This window comes from Paenibacillus septentrionalis (assembly GCF_042659865.1).
GTDB lineage: Bacteria > Bacillota > Bacilli > Paenibacillales > Paenibacillaceae > Pristimantibacillus > Pristimantibacillus septentrionalis.
In genome coordinates, this window is the sequence record NZ_JBHSTE010000003.1 from 521,707 (window position 1) to 538,541 (window position 16,835).

At 37.9% G+C, this 16,835-nt stretch carries 20 protein-coding genes and 1 pseudogene; 3 read left to right on the forward strand and 18 right to left on the reverse strand.

The features are described 5' to 3' along the window. Positions 1-177: 177 nt before the first annotated feature. Positions 178-660: a GyrI-like domain-containing protein gene (locus ACFP56_RS10930; protein ID WP_379234278.1), complete on the reverse strand. Its 483-nt coding sequence runs from the start codon at positions 658-660 to the stop codon at positions 178-180. Between the two features lie 81 nt (positions 661-741). Further along, positions 742-1,173, reverse strand: coding sequence for an NUDIX domain-containing protein (locus tag ACFP56_RS10935; RefSeq protein WP_379234280.1), 432 nt, complete (start codon positions 1,171-1,173; stop codon positions 742-744). A gap of 298 nt (positions 1,174-1,471) precedes the next feature. Here ACFP56_RS10935 and ACFP56_RS10940 point away from each other — a divergent pair, with 298 nt between their 5' ends. Continuing rightward, positions 1,472-1,723: a hypothetical protein gene (locus ACFP56_RS10940; protein ID WP_379234282.1), complete on the forward strand. Its 252-nt coding sequence runs from the start codon at positions 1,472-1,474 to the stop codon at positions 1,721-1,723. Beyond that, a complete protein-coding gene (locus tag ACFP56_RS10945) occupies positions 1,720-1,926 on the forward strand; it encodes an IS110 family transposase (protein ID WP_379234284.1) in 207 nt (68 codons plus the stop codon). The genes ACFP56_RS10940 and ACFP56_RS10945 overlap by 4 nt, the downstream gene beginning before the upstream one ends. A 251-nt stretch (positions 1,927-2,177) precedes the next feature. On the opposite strand, the gene ACFP56_RS10950 is transcribed toward ACFP56_RS10945, so the two are convergent. From ACFP56_RS10950 to ACFP56_RS10985, 8 genes and pseudogenes are all read right to left on the reverse strand, one after another. After that, a complete protein-coding gene (locus tag ACFP56_RS10950) occupies positions 2,178-2,543 on the reverse strand; it encodes a DUF4180 domain-containing protein (protein ID WP_379234286.1) in 366 nt (121 codons plus the stop codon). A 249-nt stretch (positions 2,544-2,792) separates the two neighbouring features. Continuing rightward, positions 2,793-3,359, reverse strand: a complete 567-nt coding sequence (locus ACFP56_RS10955) for a GNAT family N-acetyltransferase (RefSeq protein ID WP_379234288.1) — start codon at positions 3,357-3,359, stop codon at positions 2,793-2,795. 137 nt (positions 3,360-3,496) lie between these two features. Next, a pseudogene (locus ACFP56_RS10960) lies at positions 3,497-3,902 on the reverse strand (NUDIX hydrolase). Between the two features lie 234 nt (positions 3,903-4,136). Next, on the reverse strand, positions 4,137-4,739 hold the full coding sequence (locus ACFP56_RS10965; protein WP_379234290.1) for a methyltransferase domain-containing protein: 603 nt from the start codon (positions 4,737-4,739) through the stop codon (positions 4,137-4,139). Between the two features lie 211 nt (positions 4,740-4,950). Beyond that, positions 4,951-5,394, reverse strand: coding sequence for a hypothetical protein (locus ACFP56_RS10970; RefSeq protein WP_379234292.1), 444 nt, complete (start codon positions 5,392-5,394; stop codon positions 4,951-4,953). A gap of 248 nt (positions 5,395-5,642) precedes the next feature. Next, positions 5,643-6,107: a GNAT family N-acetyltransferase gene (locus tag ACFP56_RS10975; protein ID WP_379234294.1), complete on the reverse strand. Its 465-nt coding sequence runs from the start codon at positions 6,105-6,107 to the stop codon at positions 5,643-5,645. A 195-nt stretch (positions 6,108-6,302) separates the two neighbouring features. Continuing rightward, a complete protein-coding gene (locus tag ACFP56_RS10980; RefSeq protein ID WP_379234296.1) occupies positions 6,303-6,812 on the reverse strand; it encodes a GNAT family N-acetyltransferase in 510 nt (169 codons plus the stop codon). Between the two features lie 223 nt (positions 6,813-7,035). Further along, positions 7,036-7,572 carry a M23 family metallopeptidase gene (locus ACFP56_RS10985; RefSeq protein WP_379234298.1) on the reverse strand — a complete coding sequence of 179 codons (537 nt, stop codon included), beginning with the start codon at positions 7,570-7,572 and terminating at the stop codon, positions 7,036-7,038. Between the two features lie 331 nt (positions 7,573-7,903). Here ACFP56_RS10985 and ACFP56_RS10990 point away from each other — a divergent pair, with 331 nt between their 5' ends. Continuing rightward, a complete protein-coding gene (locus ACFP56_RS10990; RefSeq protein ID WP_379234300.1) occupies positions 7,904-8,539 on the forward strand; it encodes a DUF4760 domain-containing protein in 636 nt (211 codons plus the stop codon). A gap of 137 nt (positions 8,540-8,676) precedes the next feature. On the opposite strand, the gene ACFP56_RS10995 is transcribed toward ACFP56_RS10990, so the two are convergent. From ACFP56_RS10995 to ACFP56_RS11030, 8 genes are all read right to left on the reverse strand, one after another. Beyond that, positions 8,677-9,504, reverse strand: coding sequence for a hypothetical protein (locus tag ACFP56_RS10995; protein WP_379234302.1), 828 nt, complete (start codon positions 9,502-9,504; stop codon positions 8,677-8,679). Between the two features lie 259 nt (positions 9,505-9,763). Beyond that, positions 9,764-10,345, reverse strand: a complete 582-nt coding sequence (locus ACFP56_RS11000) for a hypothetical protein (protein WP_379234304.1) — start codon at positions 10,343-10,345, stop codon at positions 9,764-9,766. 182 nt (positions 10,346-10,527) lie between these two features. Next, positions 10,528-11,124, reverse strand: coding sequence for a hypothetical protein (locus ACFP56_RS11005; RefSeq protein ID WP_379234306.1), 597 nt, complete (start codon positions 11,122-11,124; stop codon positions 10,528-10,530). A 162-nt stretch (positions 11,125-11,286) separates the two neighbouring features. After that, complete coding sequence (locus tag ACFP56_RS11010) at positions 11,287-11,814, reverse strand: DUF4275 family protein (protein ID WP_379234308.1); 528 nt, start codon at positions 11,812-11,814, stop codon at positions 11,287-11,289. 262 nt (positions 11,815-12,076) lie between these two features. After that, positions 12,077-13,240: a tyrosine-type recombinase/integrase gene (locus ACFP56_RS11015; RefSeq protein WP_379234310.1), complete on the reverse strand. Its 1,164-nt coding sequence runs from the start codon at positions 13,238-13,240 to the stop codon at positions 12,077-12,079. Positions 13,241-13,510: 270 nt separating this feature from the next. After that, positions 13,511-13,912: an RDD family protein gene (locus ACFP56_RS11020; protein WP_379234312.1), complete on the reverse strand. Its 402-nt coding sequence runs from the start codon at positions 13,910-13,912 to the stop codon at positions 13,511-13,513. 395 nt (positions 13,913-14,307) lie between these two features. Then, complete coding sequence (locus ACFP56_RS11025) at positions 14,308-14,988, reverse strand: hypothetical protein (RefSeq protein ID WP_379234314.1); 681 nt, start codon at positions 14,986-14,988, stop codon at positions 14,308-14,310. 654 nt (positions 14,989-15,642) lie between these two features. Further along, positions 15,643-16,782: a toxic anion resistance protein gene (locus ACFP56_RS11030; RefSeq protein WP_379234316.1), complete on the reverse strand. Its 1,140-nt coding sequence runs from the start codon at positions 16,780-16,782 to the stop codon at positions 15,643-15,645. Positions 16,783-16,835 lie beyond the last annotated feature (53 nt).

Genomic DNA, 16,835 nt, shown 5'->3' on the forward strand with positions numbered 1-16,835 from the left:
GTTTCTATATTCACGAACCCGAGAAGCCTTAGTAACTGGAGGGAACGGGTTGCCAGACTTAGCCTCGCAGAGTTGTCTGCCTGAATCACTTCTTCGAAATGCCACGGGCAGACCAAGCAGCCTTCAGTTATGACGCGTGAATACAGTGTTAGATGATGTCATCGCCTTCTTCTCAATTTAATCATTCAATTTGCTTATTGGAATTAGTATTTCGACAGGCTCCTCATCTACTTCATCATTAATATAAAATATCTCGATTTGGCAAGCACCATAAAATTTATGTTCATATCTATTTTGTTTCATCCAATCAAATAGCTTATTGTAACCTTCCCCTATTGTTTTATTTGTACATGATACTTTTACATACTCTGTGTCTGGCAGTGTAAAAGCAATCATTCCTTCAGGAACATTATCGACTTCTGTAACCTCTATACACGCAAAATAAGTAGCAAGAATGCCATTACACATTCCAGGACTGAATAGAGTTTCGTAATCCTTTGAGTTTTTGATTTCTTTTCTTCTTTCCCAAAATTCTCTTTGAACAGTGACAGCGACTTCAGGGAATGACTCTGGAAAATTTCCAGTGATATACATTCCAACAAACTTATATTCTCTGTTAACAACTTCAATTTCAAATGATGCCAACAGTAGTTTATTCATAATGGTTCATCTCCTAACATGTTTATATTGGTATTGGTATTCGATGATTTCATCTAACGTTCTTGCATTAACGAACCTGCGCTATTTAAGTGTTGTATAATCTTTAATATTCTGATCCTTAAATACTGGTTTACTATTTTCGATTGCATCTCGTATTCTTTCAACTGTAAAATTCGTGATTGGTCTAGGTAAGTTATCTATATCAAAAAATCCATACTCATTTATTTCTTTTCCATCTACCTTTAATTCTCCAGAAAACTCTCTTGTTTTAAATACATATATATAACCATTTCTATGTGACATATAGTAAATTCCTGACAGCTCGATATCTCCAGCCTCTACACTAATTTCTTCCTTAAGTTCTCTCCTTGCAGCATCCCAGACTGATTCATTGTCTTCAACTATTCCACCAGGTAATGACCAGTGCTTATCCTTATAATTTTGATGAACCAATAAGATTCTGTTTTGATCATCAATTATTGCTATTCCTGATGCATCATGTGTTCTTGGCATAATAAACCCTCCTGACTTTTTGTTTTATTAACACAAATTCGTTCAAGGTTTTCGTATAACGTCTTGTGTTCACGATGCTCGGCGAATGCCGAGTGTGTCCGGCTGAATTGACTTCATCGAATTATCTGCTGCCGAACCGAGGAGCGAATGCGACGATCGACGAATGTGGTGTTGGGACTAAGATCTCTTCGCATAAAGTGTTTAAGCCCCGCAGTGTTCATACCCCGATAAGCCCGTATCACCGTGCCAACCTGTGGAGAGTAACTGTTTTGGGTCCTAGTGTTATTAAGGAGATCATATGAATCAAACTGTTTCAAGTATTGATATTGCTATAGGAAAAAGTGTTGCCGCTGCTTTTACTTCTTATGGAATTCAAGTGAGAAAGCCCTATTCTTTTTCTCATTCACCTGAAGATGTTTCATCTCTTCTTTCTTTGCTAACTAGCTTCCCTTCGCCTTCTGCTCTTATCACGACTGATCAAGAAGAAGTAATAGATATTCTTATGCAAAACCGCAGCAAGCTAGAATTTCAGCTCTTGAACAGAAAATGAAGGAACTCGCTTTACAATCTCCTGCTTACCATCTATTATGTTCAATCCCTGTAGTTGGGCCTATTACAGCCGCTAAGATTCACGCTGAAATTGGAGATATAAAAAGGTTCCCTTCCGTAAAACAGCTGACCGCTTTTGCAGGGCTAGATTCATCTGTTTACGAGTCAGGAACCTTTAAGGCAAACCTGCTAAGGTTGCGATAGTAGCAAGTTCAAATAAGCTTTTACGCATGATCTTCGGAATTCAGAGCAATGGAACACCTTTTCAAATGGAGTAACTGATAATGTTAGGTATATTTTACCATAAGTTCATTCTTTTGGAGTAGGTTTATTTAAGTCTGCTTTCTTGGAAGGTATGAAATATCTGATCAGACAAAACTTGACTTTGATTAGCTGGTTTATGAGATGTGGCCGGCTTCATCGAATCAGCATGAAAAATTCAGTATAAATGTAATTTATAGCTTGCTCAGCTTATCAATAGCTTGAGCTTCATCGGATAAGAAGAATATTTCCCTTCCATTATTACTCTCGTATATAAAATCCTTAAGGCTCTTACTTGAATAGGTTGAGAAGTCACCAATTATTGCAATTTTTGTTTGATAATTAATAAATTTTTGAAGGATTTCTCCCGCAAGTCGTGTCTTCAAGTCAAAGAAATCTTCACATATTGCTGTTTTATTTAAAATGATTCGATTGCAACCAGATTCATAGTTAACTGTTGCCATAAGATCCAGTGCAGACTGGACATCACTGATTATTTCCTCATCGCTTACGACAATCGCAAGGTCTATATTATTCTTTTTAACTATTCTAATGTTCATATTCATCCTCCAATTAATTCTAAATTAATGTTTTATTGTTACTGATTTTTGTTTCGGCCATTTCTTATAACGTCTTGTGTTCACGACGCTCGGTGAATGCCCCCTTCGATTTATTTCACAATTCACTACATTAGTTAGTTCATATCTCTTCATACTTTTGATTTTTTTATAAAATTCTTCACCGAATGTGGGTTATCCCCGTTTATTAATTAAAAAGGACTTAGAAATAAGATAATGTGAAGAAAATGCTTATTTTATATTGTCTGACTGGAGTAATGAATACATAACTAAATCAACAACTCCTCTTCCCTTCCAGATATATCCTTGACGTACTATTCCCTCTTGAGTAAATTTATTACGTTGTAACACATTTTTCGATTTTGTATTTTCTGGCAATACGAATGCCTGTATGCGATTAACCCCAACACGATTGAACAGATAAGCTGTCATAGCATTAACTGCCATCGTGGCAATACCTTTACCCCAGAATTGTTCGTGAAGTCTGTAGCCAATAGTTATCATCTTTACGTCACTATTATAATCAAACATCTCGGCTATACCAACGATACTGTCAGGCGAATTGCTCTGGCAAATTCCAAGAAAAATCCCTTTGCGTTTATTGAAATCTCTTTCAAAGTGGCTGATCATATTCTTAACAGTTTCCTTATTTTTTTTCAACATGACAGGAGAATATTGAAAAAGATTTTCGTTACTGTATATCTCAAAGAGTCGATCTAAATCTGTTTCAACAATTTTTCTTAGTGTTACTTCTGATGTTATAATATGAGGAAATTCTTCATACGGGCTTCTACTCACGACACACATCCCCAATGCAAATAAATGTTGTAGATTAATTATCGCTCTTAAAATCAAGGTTTTAAAATATGGCTTTTATAATTGTATTGAAATCATTCTTATAACGTTCTCGTGTTCACGAACCTGCCTATAGCCGGTTAAAATTCAATATATTCTGGAGATTCATTGATCTTTAAGCAGGTTTCATCTTTCTCTAAAATTCATGTATGTAACCATCTTTAACGCATCTTCAATTGGAAAAAATCCACTTTCTAAACTTTCATTAGTAGCAATAGGTTCTCCACCAATCTGTTTTGCCAAAAACAATGTATTACAAATTGATTGTTTTACATTCTGATAAATCCCACAGAACCTAATAATTTCAATATCTACACCAGACTCTTCTTTTGTCTCCCTAATTGCAGCTTGAGATAATGATTCACCTTCTTCAACGACGCCACCGGGCATTTCCCAACCTCTATCTGGACCCTTAATAAGTAATAGTTCATTTTTATCATTCAAAACAATTGCTGCTGCTGAAACAAAATGTTTTGAGTGACTCATACAATCCTCCTTAAATTTAGAATTTGTTATTTGATATTATGGGTTTGCAGAAATTACGTATAACGTTTTCGCATTAACGAACCTGAAAGGCTTAGGTCGGCAGACTTAGCCTTCCAGGGGTGTCACATGAATCAACTGCTTGCTCTGCCAAATGCATCACCCGTGACCAAGGAGCGGATGCGACAATGCGTTAATGCGATGTAATACGACGCATGCCGCCTCTTCGAGTTAGCGTTAAATCTTATCTAGTCTTCTGATCTTCATACAATAGAATCTAGTATTCGAAAACCGATTATATTCTTCAATCTCTTCAACTTCCATACATAGTTCATGTAATATTTCTTGCAATTTTTCTTTATTATTGTATTTATCAAAATCCATATACATTAAATAACCATTGGGTTTTAAGATATAACATATCTTCTCAAATACTTCACGATAAGCCCCTATCTCTTGGAGAGCAGAGCCAATCATTGTTACCAAATCATAATCCATTCTTGGGAGCTTACAAGTTAAGAAGTCTTCGCAAATTATGTTTGAGGAATTCGGATGTCCTTCCCTTTTCTGCCTGTATCTAAATATGTTACATATATCTTGGTCAATATCTATACTCGTTAGCCGACCTAATCCGTTCATAATATACCCTAAGTAATCATCCCATTCTCCAACACCAATACCAATATTAATAGCGTTGATTCCGTCAAACACTTTAAAATTTCTTGAAAAAAAATCTCTTGTCTCAAATTCCAAATATAAACTTCTAGGAGAGAGGTTCCATTGATATGCTTCCGGTTCGCGCATACTTAGATAGAAATCCAAAAGTTTTTGATCATTCATTCTTATCCCCCTGACTCTTGAATTGATTTTATGGATTTTGGTATGTGTCGTATAACGTTTTTGCATTAACGAACCTGCCTATAGCAGGTTGTCACATGAATTAACTTCTCTGTCAAAAGCTTCGCCAGTGACCGAGGAGCGCATGCGACAATGCGTTAATGCGGTGTTAGGCGGTGCCCTGTCTTCTTTGAAATACCTCAAAAACGATTCTTTATTCCAATCTATCTTTTAGGCTTTCATCAGACAAAATAAATAAAAATGATAAATCATTTATTGATTTAATCTCCACTATTTTTTCATTCCCTAGTTCCTCACCAATTCCTGTTACATGTATTTTCCCTTTAGCACTAGAATCACTTGGATCATATATGAATGAAACCTCATAATCAGAAGATCCTTTCCGATAGACATAAGAATTCATATATCTTTTGTCTTTATTAGCAAATTGATAAATAAAATATTGTCCTTCTTCTCCTGACATACGTGCATTAATTAACCATTTATTAACGTCATCTGATAAATCTGCTCCGACATCATATAACTTATAATCAATTATATGAGCCATCTTAACATCTAAATTGACTGCTCCCTGTGTTGCGCATCCGGAAATTATTAATATAAAAGAAATAATAAGAGCCTTAAGCAAATATCGCATATCTTTATTTTTTTCTCCTTGTATCAGGATTTATTTTTATCAAGATTTACAGGGTTTCTCCTAACGTTCCCGCATTCACGAACCCTCACTGGCTTAAGGGCGCCAGCCCGGGACCGACGGACTTAGCGAGTGCAGGGTTGTCCGCCTGATCCACTCCCTCGAAAATCCTCGGGCGGACCAAGGGGCGTAGCCCCGCAGCGTGAATGCGGTGTTATTTGATGCCGACTCATCTTCGAATATTCCCAAGACTATAGTTCTTTAACCAATAACGAAACTTTCTTCGTATTGTAATAATAATCATATACTTTGTCTTTCTCTGTCCATCCATCTATATCATGATTAACAATATATCCATGTCTTCCATAGTACCCTATATTCTCTTGCTTCCCTGTAAGTAATGATGCGAGGTTACAACCGGCATTTCTTAAGCCCTCCTCGAAAAGAATTAGTAAATGTGCACCGATTCCTAATCCTCTGTACTCAGATTTCACAAAAAGGTAATTCAAGTATCCATGTGTTTCTTTTGATTGGTCTACAAAACCTAGTGCAAACCCGATTACTTCATTGTTTTTTTCAGCTACCCAGCAAGTATTGCGGAAAAATCGGTAGAAAGATAGATATATTGAGTCCCTTTCATTCGGCAAAGGCGAACAATCCATATGCATGATTTGAATGATTGAATGGTCATTCAGTTTACTGTATTTAACATCCATGTTCATCACCCTGTTTAAATAATATATTCGGTTTCAGATAACGTTCTTGCATTAACGAACCTTCCTATGCAGGTTGTCACGTGAATCATCTTCTCTGCCAGAAACATCACCAGTGACCGAAGAGCGCATGCGACGATGCGTTAATGCTCTGTTATATGATTTAGGTGCCTTCCTTGAATATTCTTGGACATGTTTTCATATCTCTTTATAATAAAAAACTGTAGTATCTAAGTTACCATTAGATGACTTCGCATACTTTGGAATCTGACCTGCTTCTATATATTCCATAGACCTATATAAATAATTTGAGTGATCGCCTGATCTTGTATCTAATACGAGTAAGCTTCGCCCTGCTAACCTCGCTATTTCTTCTATAGCTGCCATAAGTAATTTTGCAATTCCGTTTCTCCGATAAGTTGTTTCTACCATTAACTTAGCAACTTCTGCCCTATGTGACCCATTTTCCTTCATTTCCATCTGTAATTGTATTGTTCCAACAATTTTTCCATTAACCTTTGCTATCAACACAATTACCCCGGGGGCAATTGCCTCTTTCCAGTATTCTCTAGCATCGTCTTTTGACAATGGAGATAAAAAACCAATTGAAGCCCCGTCCTCGACCACATTGATCAACAATTCTGCTAATTCTTCAAGAATTTGTGGCTCCATTGCTTTTACTTCTTGCAATTGAACTTCATTTTTCATGTTTTTGGTCCTTCCGTATTTTTATTATTTGCACCTATTTCACCTAACGTTCTTGCGTTAACGAACCCTCACCACCTTAAGGAAGTCCGGCCGCGATGCGGTTAGGTGGTGCAGGGTTGTCCGCCTGAGTTTTCTTCCCCGAAATCATCCCTTGGTGCGGACCGAGGGGCGTTAGCCCCGATGCGTGAATGCGGTGTTATATGCAGTTGGGGCCATCTTCGATTTAACATAAATACCCTATCTCTCCAAGTTGTTTTAATTGTTCTCCCATTACCTTCAAATCAAATCTGATTTGTAATGGGGTATCATTAATCCATGCTCCGACATGTATATGAGGATGTCGGGAATAACCATTATTTCCAGCTTTGGCAACGACTTGACCGGCTGTAACGGTCTCTCCCTCGGAAACTGAAATGTCCATTACATGAGCATAGGTAACATGAACATTATCCTCCCTAATAAAGACTATTGAACTAGCTCTTCCAGGTATCAGTGACCCCGGCGTGTTTGTAACCGGATTTATGTAAGTTGACTTCACCATGCCATTAAATGGAGCTAAAACATTAGCTCCCCACGTATACCAATCCTCATTCCGAGTACCATCACCTTCGTACATGCGCATCCAACCGTCTTTATACCTACTGATCATACAGTCTCTACCCAACTGATCACCTAAATATTCATACATACCTTCAGGGTGTTCAATACTGGAGAATATTTGATTAAAAACGGGATACAAGATCACCTCGTTGACACTCAAGGTTTTTCACCCTCTCCATTGAATTTATTCACTATCGCCCCAATTGCATATAACGTTCTTGCATTAACGAACCCGAAAGGCTTAAGTGAGCGAAGCGATCAGGTCGATAGACTTAGCCTTACAGGGTTGTCACATGAATTCACTTCCCTCTCAAAAGCATCACCAGTGACCGAGGAGCGTATGCGACGATGCGCTAATGCGGTGTTATCGGAAGTAACTATCATCTATGATTAAGCTAATTTATCTACCAAGAAATATTTTGAAAATATTGAAGGAATTTCTTTTATTTTGTCGAATATTATATCATAAAAAATTAGGTGGAGGTACACCGATGATAGAAACTATTCGTCCCTACTTTGAAATCTTGTATTTTTTTAGTGGTATCTTACTTGTTGGAACACTCATTATCGGTATTTACCAGTTTAAAACATTAAAAGAAGATATCAGACTAAGAAATACAAGGCAATCTGTAGAAAAAAGCATAGAGTATATGGGCTGGTTTGCAATAGAATATCTTCCGGCATCGGAGAAACTATCTGATATTATGAGAGAGAATAATGTTCCGAAATATCAAGGTAAAATAAACCCTAGTTTTTTGTTCGACGAGAACTATACAGAAGAAAATTTTATAAACAACATGGCGGATACTGTTCTCAAAGGAAATGCCCACGAACTTGTAAATCAACTTGAATACTTTAGTGCAGCAATGATAAGCGGTCTAGCAGATGAAAAACTTTCATATGCACCACTTTCAAGAGCCTTCTGTAATCATATTGAAAAATTATATTACGGTTTAATCTGTTTTTCGCGTCAAGATAATGAGACAGAAATATATTCAAATATAATACAGTTATACTTATTGTGGAAAAATCGAATGGAGAAACAAGACTTATTAAATCAACGAAGAGAAATAGATTCTAGAATTAATACTATTCCCGATAACAGTATTAAACCAATTGGTATGTAATTAATAATACAGTTATTTCCGATAACGTTCCTGTATTCACGACTCAGCGCATGCTGAGTGTCCGGCGAATGCCGGACCGAGGACGAATGTCCGCAGCGTGAATATTATGTTAGGCGAAGTTGACAACGTTAGCTTTACTAAAATGTTGTAAGTATTGCTACTTGGTTTTTAATAGAGTACAATTCCATTTGATAACCATAATCCGTCTTTGATGCAATACCATAGCAAACTATCAAGGATTTTTTCATTGAGTCAATTTTATCTTCATTCTTCTCAACGAAATCATAATTCATATACAATTTAAAATTTTTAGAATTGCCATACTTAGCATTTTGCGCTTTTGTCATGTCAAATATATAACTACCTCTAATCTCTGTGATCTTACTGACTGTCGCTTTCAAAATGCAAATGAAGCTTTCTCCACCATTTGCATCAAGTGATTCTATTATTTGGTCTTGAGTTAATATTATATCTGTGACGCAAACTTCATCATTATCTTCTGTTAAAAATTTTAAATCTCTGTAATCATTCAGTACTTCAAATTTATTGTAAGGATCAAGTATATTCTTAATATCATATATAAATTTACGAGTTTGTTTGCCTACATATTTTTTTTCTTTATCCTTATAGGTTTTGACACTAGGTGAAATTGTTTTATTAGAACTCATGGCTCTGGGAAGAATAGTTGAAACCAAAGTTTCTAACTCAACCTCTTTCTTCTTCCCATCTAATTGTTTTATAGCATTGGGAACTTTACAATGACTCTCATGGTTCTTCGAAGGCCAATTCTTAAAGTGGGGATCATCATGAGATCTCCCTCTAGAAAATTGAATTTGTGTATTGCAAAAAAAACATCTAAATTCTCTTCTATCATTATCTGTAAATGAATCATAATTATCATCTACGTCAAAAGCACTCATCGGCTCACTTTCATTTCTGTATCTTGCATGACTCATTCTTGACATTACTCTCACCCATTCATAAATTTTTTTTTGAATATTACGCACTCTTTGATATCAGTTGTCAATTTTGCCTAACGTTCCTATATCCACGACGTCCCACCGACTTCAGGCTCCGTCAGGAGCCGGCCGCGATGCGGTTAGTCGGTGCGGATGTGTCCGCTGAAATGCTTCCCTGCCGATCGCTTCTCGCGGACCAAGGAGCCGACAGGCTCCGATGCGTGGATATAATGTTAGATGATGTTAATGCCCTCCTGATATGCTATCACCTTTTTATATCTCTTAATTGATTTATTAACTTTATTGATAGTTCATAATATTTTACTGCTTCTTTATATGTGATTTGCTCTCCTTCACTGTGTGCATGGGTTACTTTATTTCTTAGATGTCTAAATTCATTAAGTAATTCATACGTAATTGTATCAATGTATTTGTTGTCCTTTAATAGATTTATATTCTTCAGTGTAGAGTTATAAGGCGGATAATCTGGAGAAATAGCCAATCTTTTAATTGTATTTGCAATTTCCTTTTCTATCATTGTCCAGACGACCGAGATTGCTGCACTTGGGTGAATCTCAGCAAGAGATAAAACTTCATTCTCTTTCTCTTTGTTTATCGTTGATATTGTATTATTTAAAGTCGTCTGTTCAATACTCTGCTTCTCTAGTGTTTCCTCAATCTTATTAAGTTCCTTTCCAAAATCCATCTCCAAATTGTTATATTTGAATTTCGAGATGCTTAATAATAGCTGAGTAATTGGTTTCTTTAATAAAAACACAATTACCAATACAATAATTGGCCAAGCTAGTGTTTTTACTATTGACGATGTGAATTCTAGTGCATCCATTGTATCTTCCCTCTCTAAAAAAGTTCTGCATTAATTTCATCTAACGTTTTTGCATTAACGAACCTGCCTATAGCAGGTTGTCACATGATTTACTTCTATGCAAAAGCATCACTAGTGACCGAGGAGCGCACGCGACGATGCGTTAATGCTGTGTTATCTGATGTACCGGACATCTCTGAATTTCAATCATAAAATATCCTCTTTTCTATTAATCCTTCATTATTCCAACATATCGCGATAAAGCTCTTTAGATCAAATTGCTCCGAAATTAAGTTAGATGAAAAGTTTTTATAACTATAAACGATATCAGGACGAATACTATTACTTGCATAAACTGTTAGTATGTCTTCTTCATAGGCGACGGCACCTGCAATCCCATTAAAGTCGTTTATTAATTCCACTAGAAAATCAACAAAGTACTTATAATCTTTATCTTTTATACCTAGTTGTCCCCATTCAGGCGCGTCATGCTCAGCCCCATAAAAACATAAATTTAGTAATTGGGTCTCGTCAGCGACTCTTTCAATAAAGACAATTGATTTTCTTTCTCCGAGCAATTCAACTATTAGATTAATACTAGTTGAATGAATCATTACTGAATCAAGATCATCTTCATCATATAAATAACCTATTATATAAGAGTCTATCTTTTCGTTGAGATTGTCATCAATGATTTTAATTCTTTGGTTTTCGAATAACTTATCTACTAAATCATTTATATCAACTTCTTTGAGTAAAATACTCAATTCAAAAAAGGGCCCTCCTCGTAACCAATCCATGTTCAGTCTCCTTAGTATCTTTTCGGGTGTTTCACATAACGTTCAGGTATTCACGAACTTCCGCAGGAAGTTGTCACTGAATCTACTACTCTGTCAAAAGCATCAAAGTGACCAAGGCATAGCCGCTTCGTGAATACTGTGTTATAAGAAGTTGCTGCCATCTTAGATGCTACTAACACTATTCTTTTTATTAAGCCTTGAAAAATAGGGTCCACACATTGATTCATGCGTTTGAACATAAGTCCAAGTAAAGCTACTATCAAAAATATATACATCTTGTTCATTATCAAAATCTTCTGCAATTATTTCGTTTGCGTTTCTTAATAACGTTATATATGGAGAATTTTGATTCATTACATATACTTCATTTTTGTTTGTTGTATTAAATGCACTTCTTGCAGCATGCTCAGTTAAACAAGCTTGTTTTTTATAACTGAAAATGTGCCATTTAAATTGGTTATAATTAATTTCATTTTTTATTTCCTCACTTATATGACCTGCAAATGTGGCATCCCATAACGCAACAATTTTTTCTGATTCTTCGAATTGATTCGTTATTTTTACCCCCTTACCAAATAAATTCCAATTGAATAAGTATTTTTTCTCAATATGTTTAACTGCCCAATAGACATTTTCTAGCTCTTCATCCGGTAATTTTTCTAGTATTTCAATTATTTTATCTTTAATCAATAAATAACCCCCAAACCATATTGTAGAAGAAAATCATTTTGCAGCAATTTCTTATAACTACCTACTTGCTGTTGTTGATAAAATTCCTAATTACTGCGGGATTTTACGCCTTTGTTCGTAAAATACCTGCATAATAGGAGTTGTGCGGTTTGAGCTATCTTGATGCTCTCACGCGCTATTTCCCCCTACTATCCTGCTTCTCTCGCAAGCGTCCCCGCTCCATACTCGTACCTATCATCCATCCCCTCCATTACAGCCTAACTCACTGATCGAGCGGGCTTTTTATTCTTGCTATGTTCTTGGTGCTTACATGTGTATAGCGCTGCGTAGTTTTAGCGCTTTTATGACCGAGCAGCTCCTGAATATAACGAATATCGATGCCGCTTTCCAGCAAATGAGTCGCGAATGAATGCCGCAAAGAATGAATACTCGCATCCTTCTGCACGCCAGCAATCAACAGCGCACGCTCGAACAGCTTTTGCACGCTTCTTTCATTGATATGCCTTTGCGGATTTTGTCCGGGGAATAACCAGATCTGTGGAAGCTGCTCAGTGATATAGCGTTCAAGCACTTGCCATGCTGCATCTGAAAGAAGTGTCTGCCGGTCTTTTTTCCCCTTTCCTTGCTTTACAATCAGCAATCCTCTTTCTCGATCGATATGCTCGATTCTCAGTCTGACCACTTCACTCACTCTTAGCCCAGCGCTATATGTCATATACAGCAACGCCTGATGCTTGAGATTAGGCAACGCTTTCAACACCCGCTTCACTTCCTCTATAGAAAGCACAACTGGAAGCTTCTGCTCCTTTTTCATCCGAACATACTGCTGATCGTCACGCTCCTTAAGCACCTTTACAAAATAAAACTTAGCTGCACTGACACTTTGATTGATATAAGATGACGATAGCTGCTGCTCTGCAAGTCGCAGTGTATAACCTGATAGGTAAGTGCTGCTCCATTCTACGCCCTTCTCTTGTATGTACCTGTTGTATAATTCCAAATGATTCAGATAGACACGTATCGTCTTCCGACTGTATCCACGGAGCTGCAACGCATCAGTTAACCGCCGACGCTCTGTATCATTCCAGCTTCTCTTCCGTTCGATTTCTTTTATAATTCGCTTTTTCTGCTCTGATTGCACCTGAATATAAGCAGATAATCTTTGCTTAACAGCAGCGTTTAGTTTTTCGTACCCATTCAGCTGTTGCAGTTCAAGAAGTAATTCATCATCGAACCGCAAATTAAGATCGGCTACATATTGCAGCATGTAACATATAACGTTAATATTGTACGGAACATACCAGCATCTTAACTCTGTCATCCACTTTCTTCCAGGTATGCAACGTATCTTATTGAGTGCTTTCTCCGAATATGGGAAGCTTAACGATAACCATTGCTCGTTAACCTTAGTTATGTCAATCGTCATATGATTACCTCCTTATTATACCTTCAATTTCCAGTTTTGTAATATAAAAATAGCCTGCAGGAAGTTCCTGCAGGCCAATGCTTTCGGTCTGATCGTTCGCTATTATTTGATTAAAACGGGCTATTAATTATAAGTCATACTTAAAGCAGTCAAACGACATTCATACAAATGAGTAACGAGATGATATCCTTTAAAATACATTCACACATTTAATGTCTTCGTATCGTAACATCACCATAGCGATTATCACTCACCCTATATTAAGCAGATTTAATGGTCATATACGACCTCCGTGCCTGCGATCAGGTCATGCAATGAGCGCTTATCTTCACGTAAACCAACCATAAATGCACTTACAATTGCAGCAATACCGCATGTTAATCCATATACCAAGCCCGCAATAATATTTCTTTTGATCATTGTCCATAAGGTTGGGGGCAGAAAGTCATCTACTTTTCTAATTTTCACGCCACAAATTCGTTTGCCTACTGTATAACCATTCCAAAATACAGGCACTAGCAAGGAATAGAGTGCTGACAAAACATCTGTTACGTAGTTTCGATCCGCATCTCCACTTATTACCAAAGATATAATTGCAAGAGGCACGCCTATAATTAACCCATCGAGCAGCAACGCACCTAGCCTAATCCAAAATCCCGCTTCTCTTGCCAATACATGAAGCCTCCTTATGAAGATGATCCTATATCATCTTATGCCACAGATTAGTAAATTAGTTACAATTATATAGTGCAATTTCCATTCTGTACACACATTCTACAGCATTTGTTTTCTAGGCTCAATAGACATCTAATACAACGGCTAATTTATGCCTAAATCTGCCTAAATATGAACGTTGTCTCTTCTTCGGTTTCAAAAGGTCGCTCCAATATAGGTAGCTTATTCTTCTCAAAACTTCATTAAAACTAATTTGGCACAATGAATACTCACGTATTGTCATTTCTAGCGGTCACATGACATCCTTCTGCTTTACTCCAGCGCCTCCCGCTCTTCCCTCGCATTATTTCAATCGAACTCTAGCAGAGCCCACGATTTCACGTTCAATCCTGCTAAGCTCCTGCCGCTCCCGCTATCACTGACAGCTTATCTGCTGCAGGATCGTAGTGAAACTCGATTCTATCCCACATCAGCTCTACATAACGCTGTGGTTCATAGATATCCCACGAATTCATATTCAGCGCATCCTCATACTGCAGCACATAATCCGCTGGGAACCTTGATGGTTCCTTAGCATCTCCTTTGCACCACCAATGCGCAATCAGCTTCTGCCAAGACTCGTTTCGCTTCGCATATGGCGCCGCTTCATCGTTTGCCTTACTAATAACAACCAGCTCTTCACGGTATACTTGCCCTTGATGCCAGGTAACCGCAGCTTCAACCATTTCTGTCAGCTCCAGCTGCTGCGCCAGCTTAGCCAGTTCCTTGACTTCTGTCTCAGCAATACATACAACTGGGGCTTGCGTCCATACTAATGCATAACCCATATCATTCATATAAATATCGCTTTTTCCTGCTGCTAATCGTTTCTTCACGCCTATCTGCTCAGATAGTGCAATTAACTGCTCGTCTGTCTGCTCGCCAAGGGTGTATACCCCCATCTCCTCAGGCATTTCTCCGTATTCTCGTATGTAACCAACACTTCTTACCTGTCCTTGCTTCGCTCTTCGATCCCGCATGAGGACAAGCATAAGCTTCATTACCAGCATTTGTCTTTCTAACAGCTCCATCATATATTGCGCCTCCCCTTAACGTTGAATCTATTCTAGCATATCGAGCCGGCTTTCTCTGCAACTACTCAACGCTCATTAGCCTCCACCTATGCCGTGTCCATCCATTTTTATCGTTTCTCACACTTATCCACAGGCCATTGAATTCAGCATTCGAGATCATCTACATCGGCCCACATTATGCTGCAAAGTTCTACTTTATTCCATTCATTATGCAACATGATTACGACTAAATATACAGCGTTCGACACGTTCCTGCCCCAATATATGCACTTATCCACTATATGTGGATATGTTGTGCATAATCAAACACAATTTCTTGATATTTATCTATAAAGCGATATATATCCACATGTGTACAAAAAATATATCAGCAAATATATCTATGATCCACCTCTATGTACCTCTTTATTCTCTTTTTCGCTACCAAGTGACGCTATCCATTTCAGTATAGAACAACGTAGCGAAGCATTTTTATCTCTGGCAACACCACGGTTCCATCATATGCCCTTTCTTATGCACCTTCTTACGACTTGCGGACCTAAGCGAAACAAAAAAACCGAACTATCATGAACTGCCTCAATTGTTAGACAACAACTAACAATAGGGGGACAGTTTCTATAGTTCGGTCTTCTTTATAAAAGATAATCTAAAATTCTACAGCCCAAGCTTTTGTCCTTTTTCCAAACGCAAAATTTGCTTCTCACCTTGATCGGCAAGCTCACGGAACTGTGTAATCGTGTCACGCATTTTAGGAAGCGCATCCTGCTTATACGTGCTGATTGAATCAAGTGCCGACAAAACATCGGAAAATGCGCTTTTTAGCGTATCAACGGAAATACTCGCCTCCAGAGCCTGCTTATGGATAGCAGCTCCCTGTTCCTTCAGCATTCTTGAAGTGCCGCTGATCAGATTGTTTGTCGTTTCATTAAGCAGCTCAATTTTTTTCAATACGATTTTTTGATTATATAGCGCGCTTGCTACGGTTACTGCGATTTTCAGAGCGGATACGGTCACGTTACGCGCGCGGTCAACCCCGCGTATAAGCTCCTTGTTATTGCGAATTACTACCTCCATCGCCATTATCCCCTGCTGATTCACAACAAGCATTTGCTGCAAATCCATAATGCGCTGACGCAGTGGGAACAAAACCTCTTCTGTTATAAAGCGAATTTTCTCCTCGTCTTCTCCTCGTTGCTTGGCAAGCTCAATTTGGCTTTCGATTTCGACATCCATTAAAGCGCCAAGCTGGATTTCCTTCTGTAGCCTCTTCGTCAAATCACGCAGTGCTTGCTGCTCCAGCTCCAATGTCGTATTGTCATTGCGCAATACAACCTTCCCTTTATCCAGTGATTCAATAATATCTGAGATGACGATATCTGCCTTTTGGAATCGCGCAAAATAATGACGCATCGGATTGAACAATTTGCCTAAAAAGCCTGTTTTCGCAAAATCAACGGCGCTTGGATCAAGATCCTTTAGCTGCAAGTGCAGCTCCGTCAAGCCTTTCGCGACTTGGCCGCCTTCATCCCCTGACTTGGATAACCGCCCTACCGTTACCTGCAACAATTGATTTTTCTCTGAGGATGAACGCATTGTTGATAGACCGAATTTATCAATAGATTGCAGGATCTGACTTCGTTGATCGAAAGACTCCATATCAAGACCTATAATCGTGCTTACATTATTTTTGGCTAGCTCTCGTAGCTGTGTTACCTCTTCCGGCTCTGGCTTTACTTCCTCTTCGATAACCGCCTTAATGACTTCTGGCTCTACAACTTCCATACTAAATGACATGCAAACCCCTCCCAGGTTATATTATTGTGCATCGTCATGCTGCGAAAGCTAAG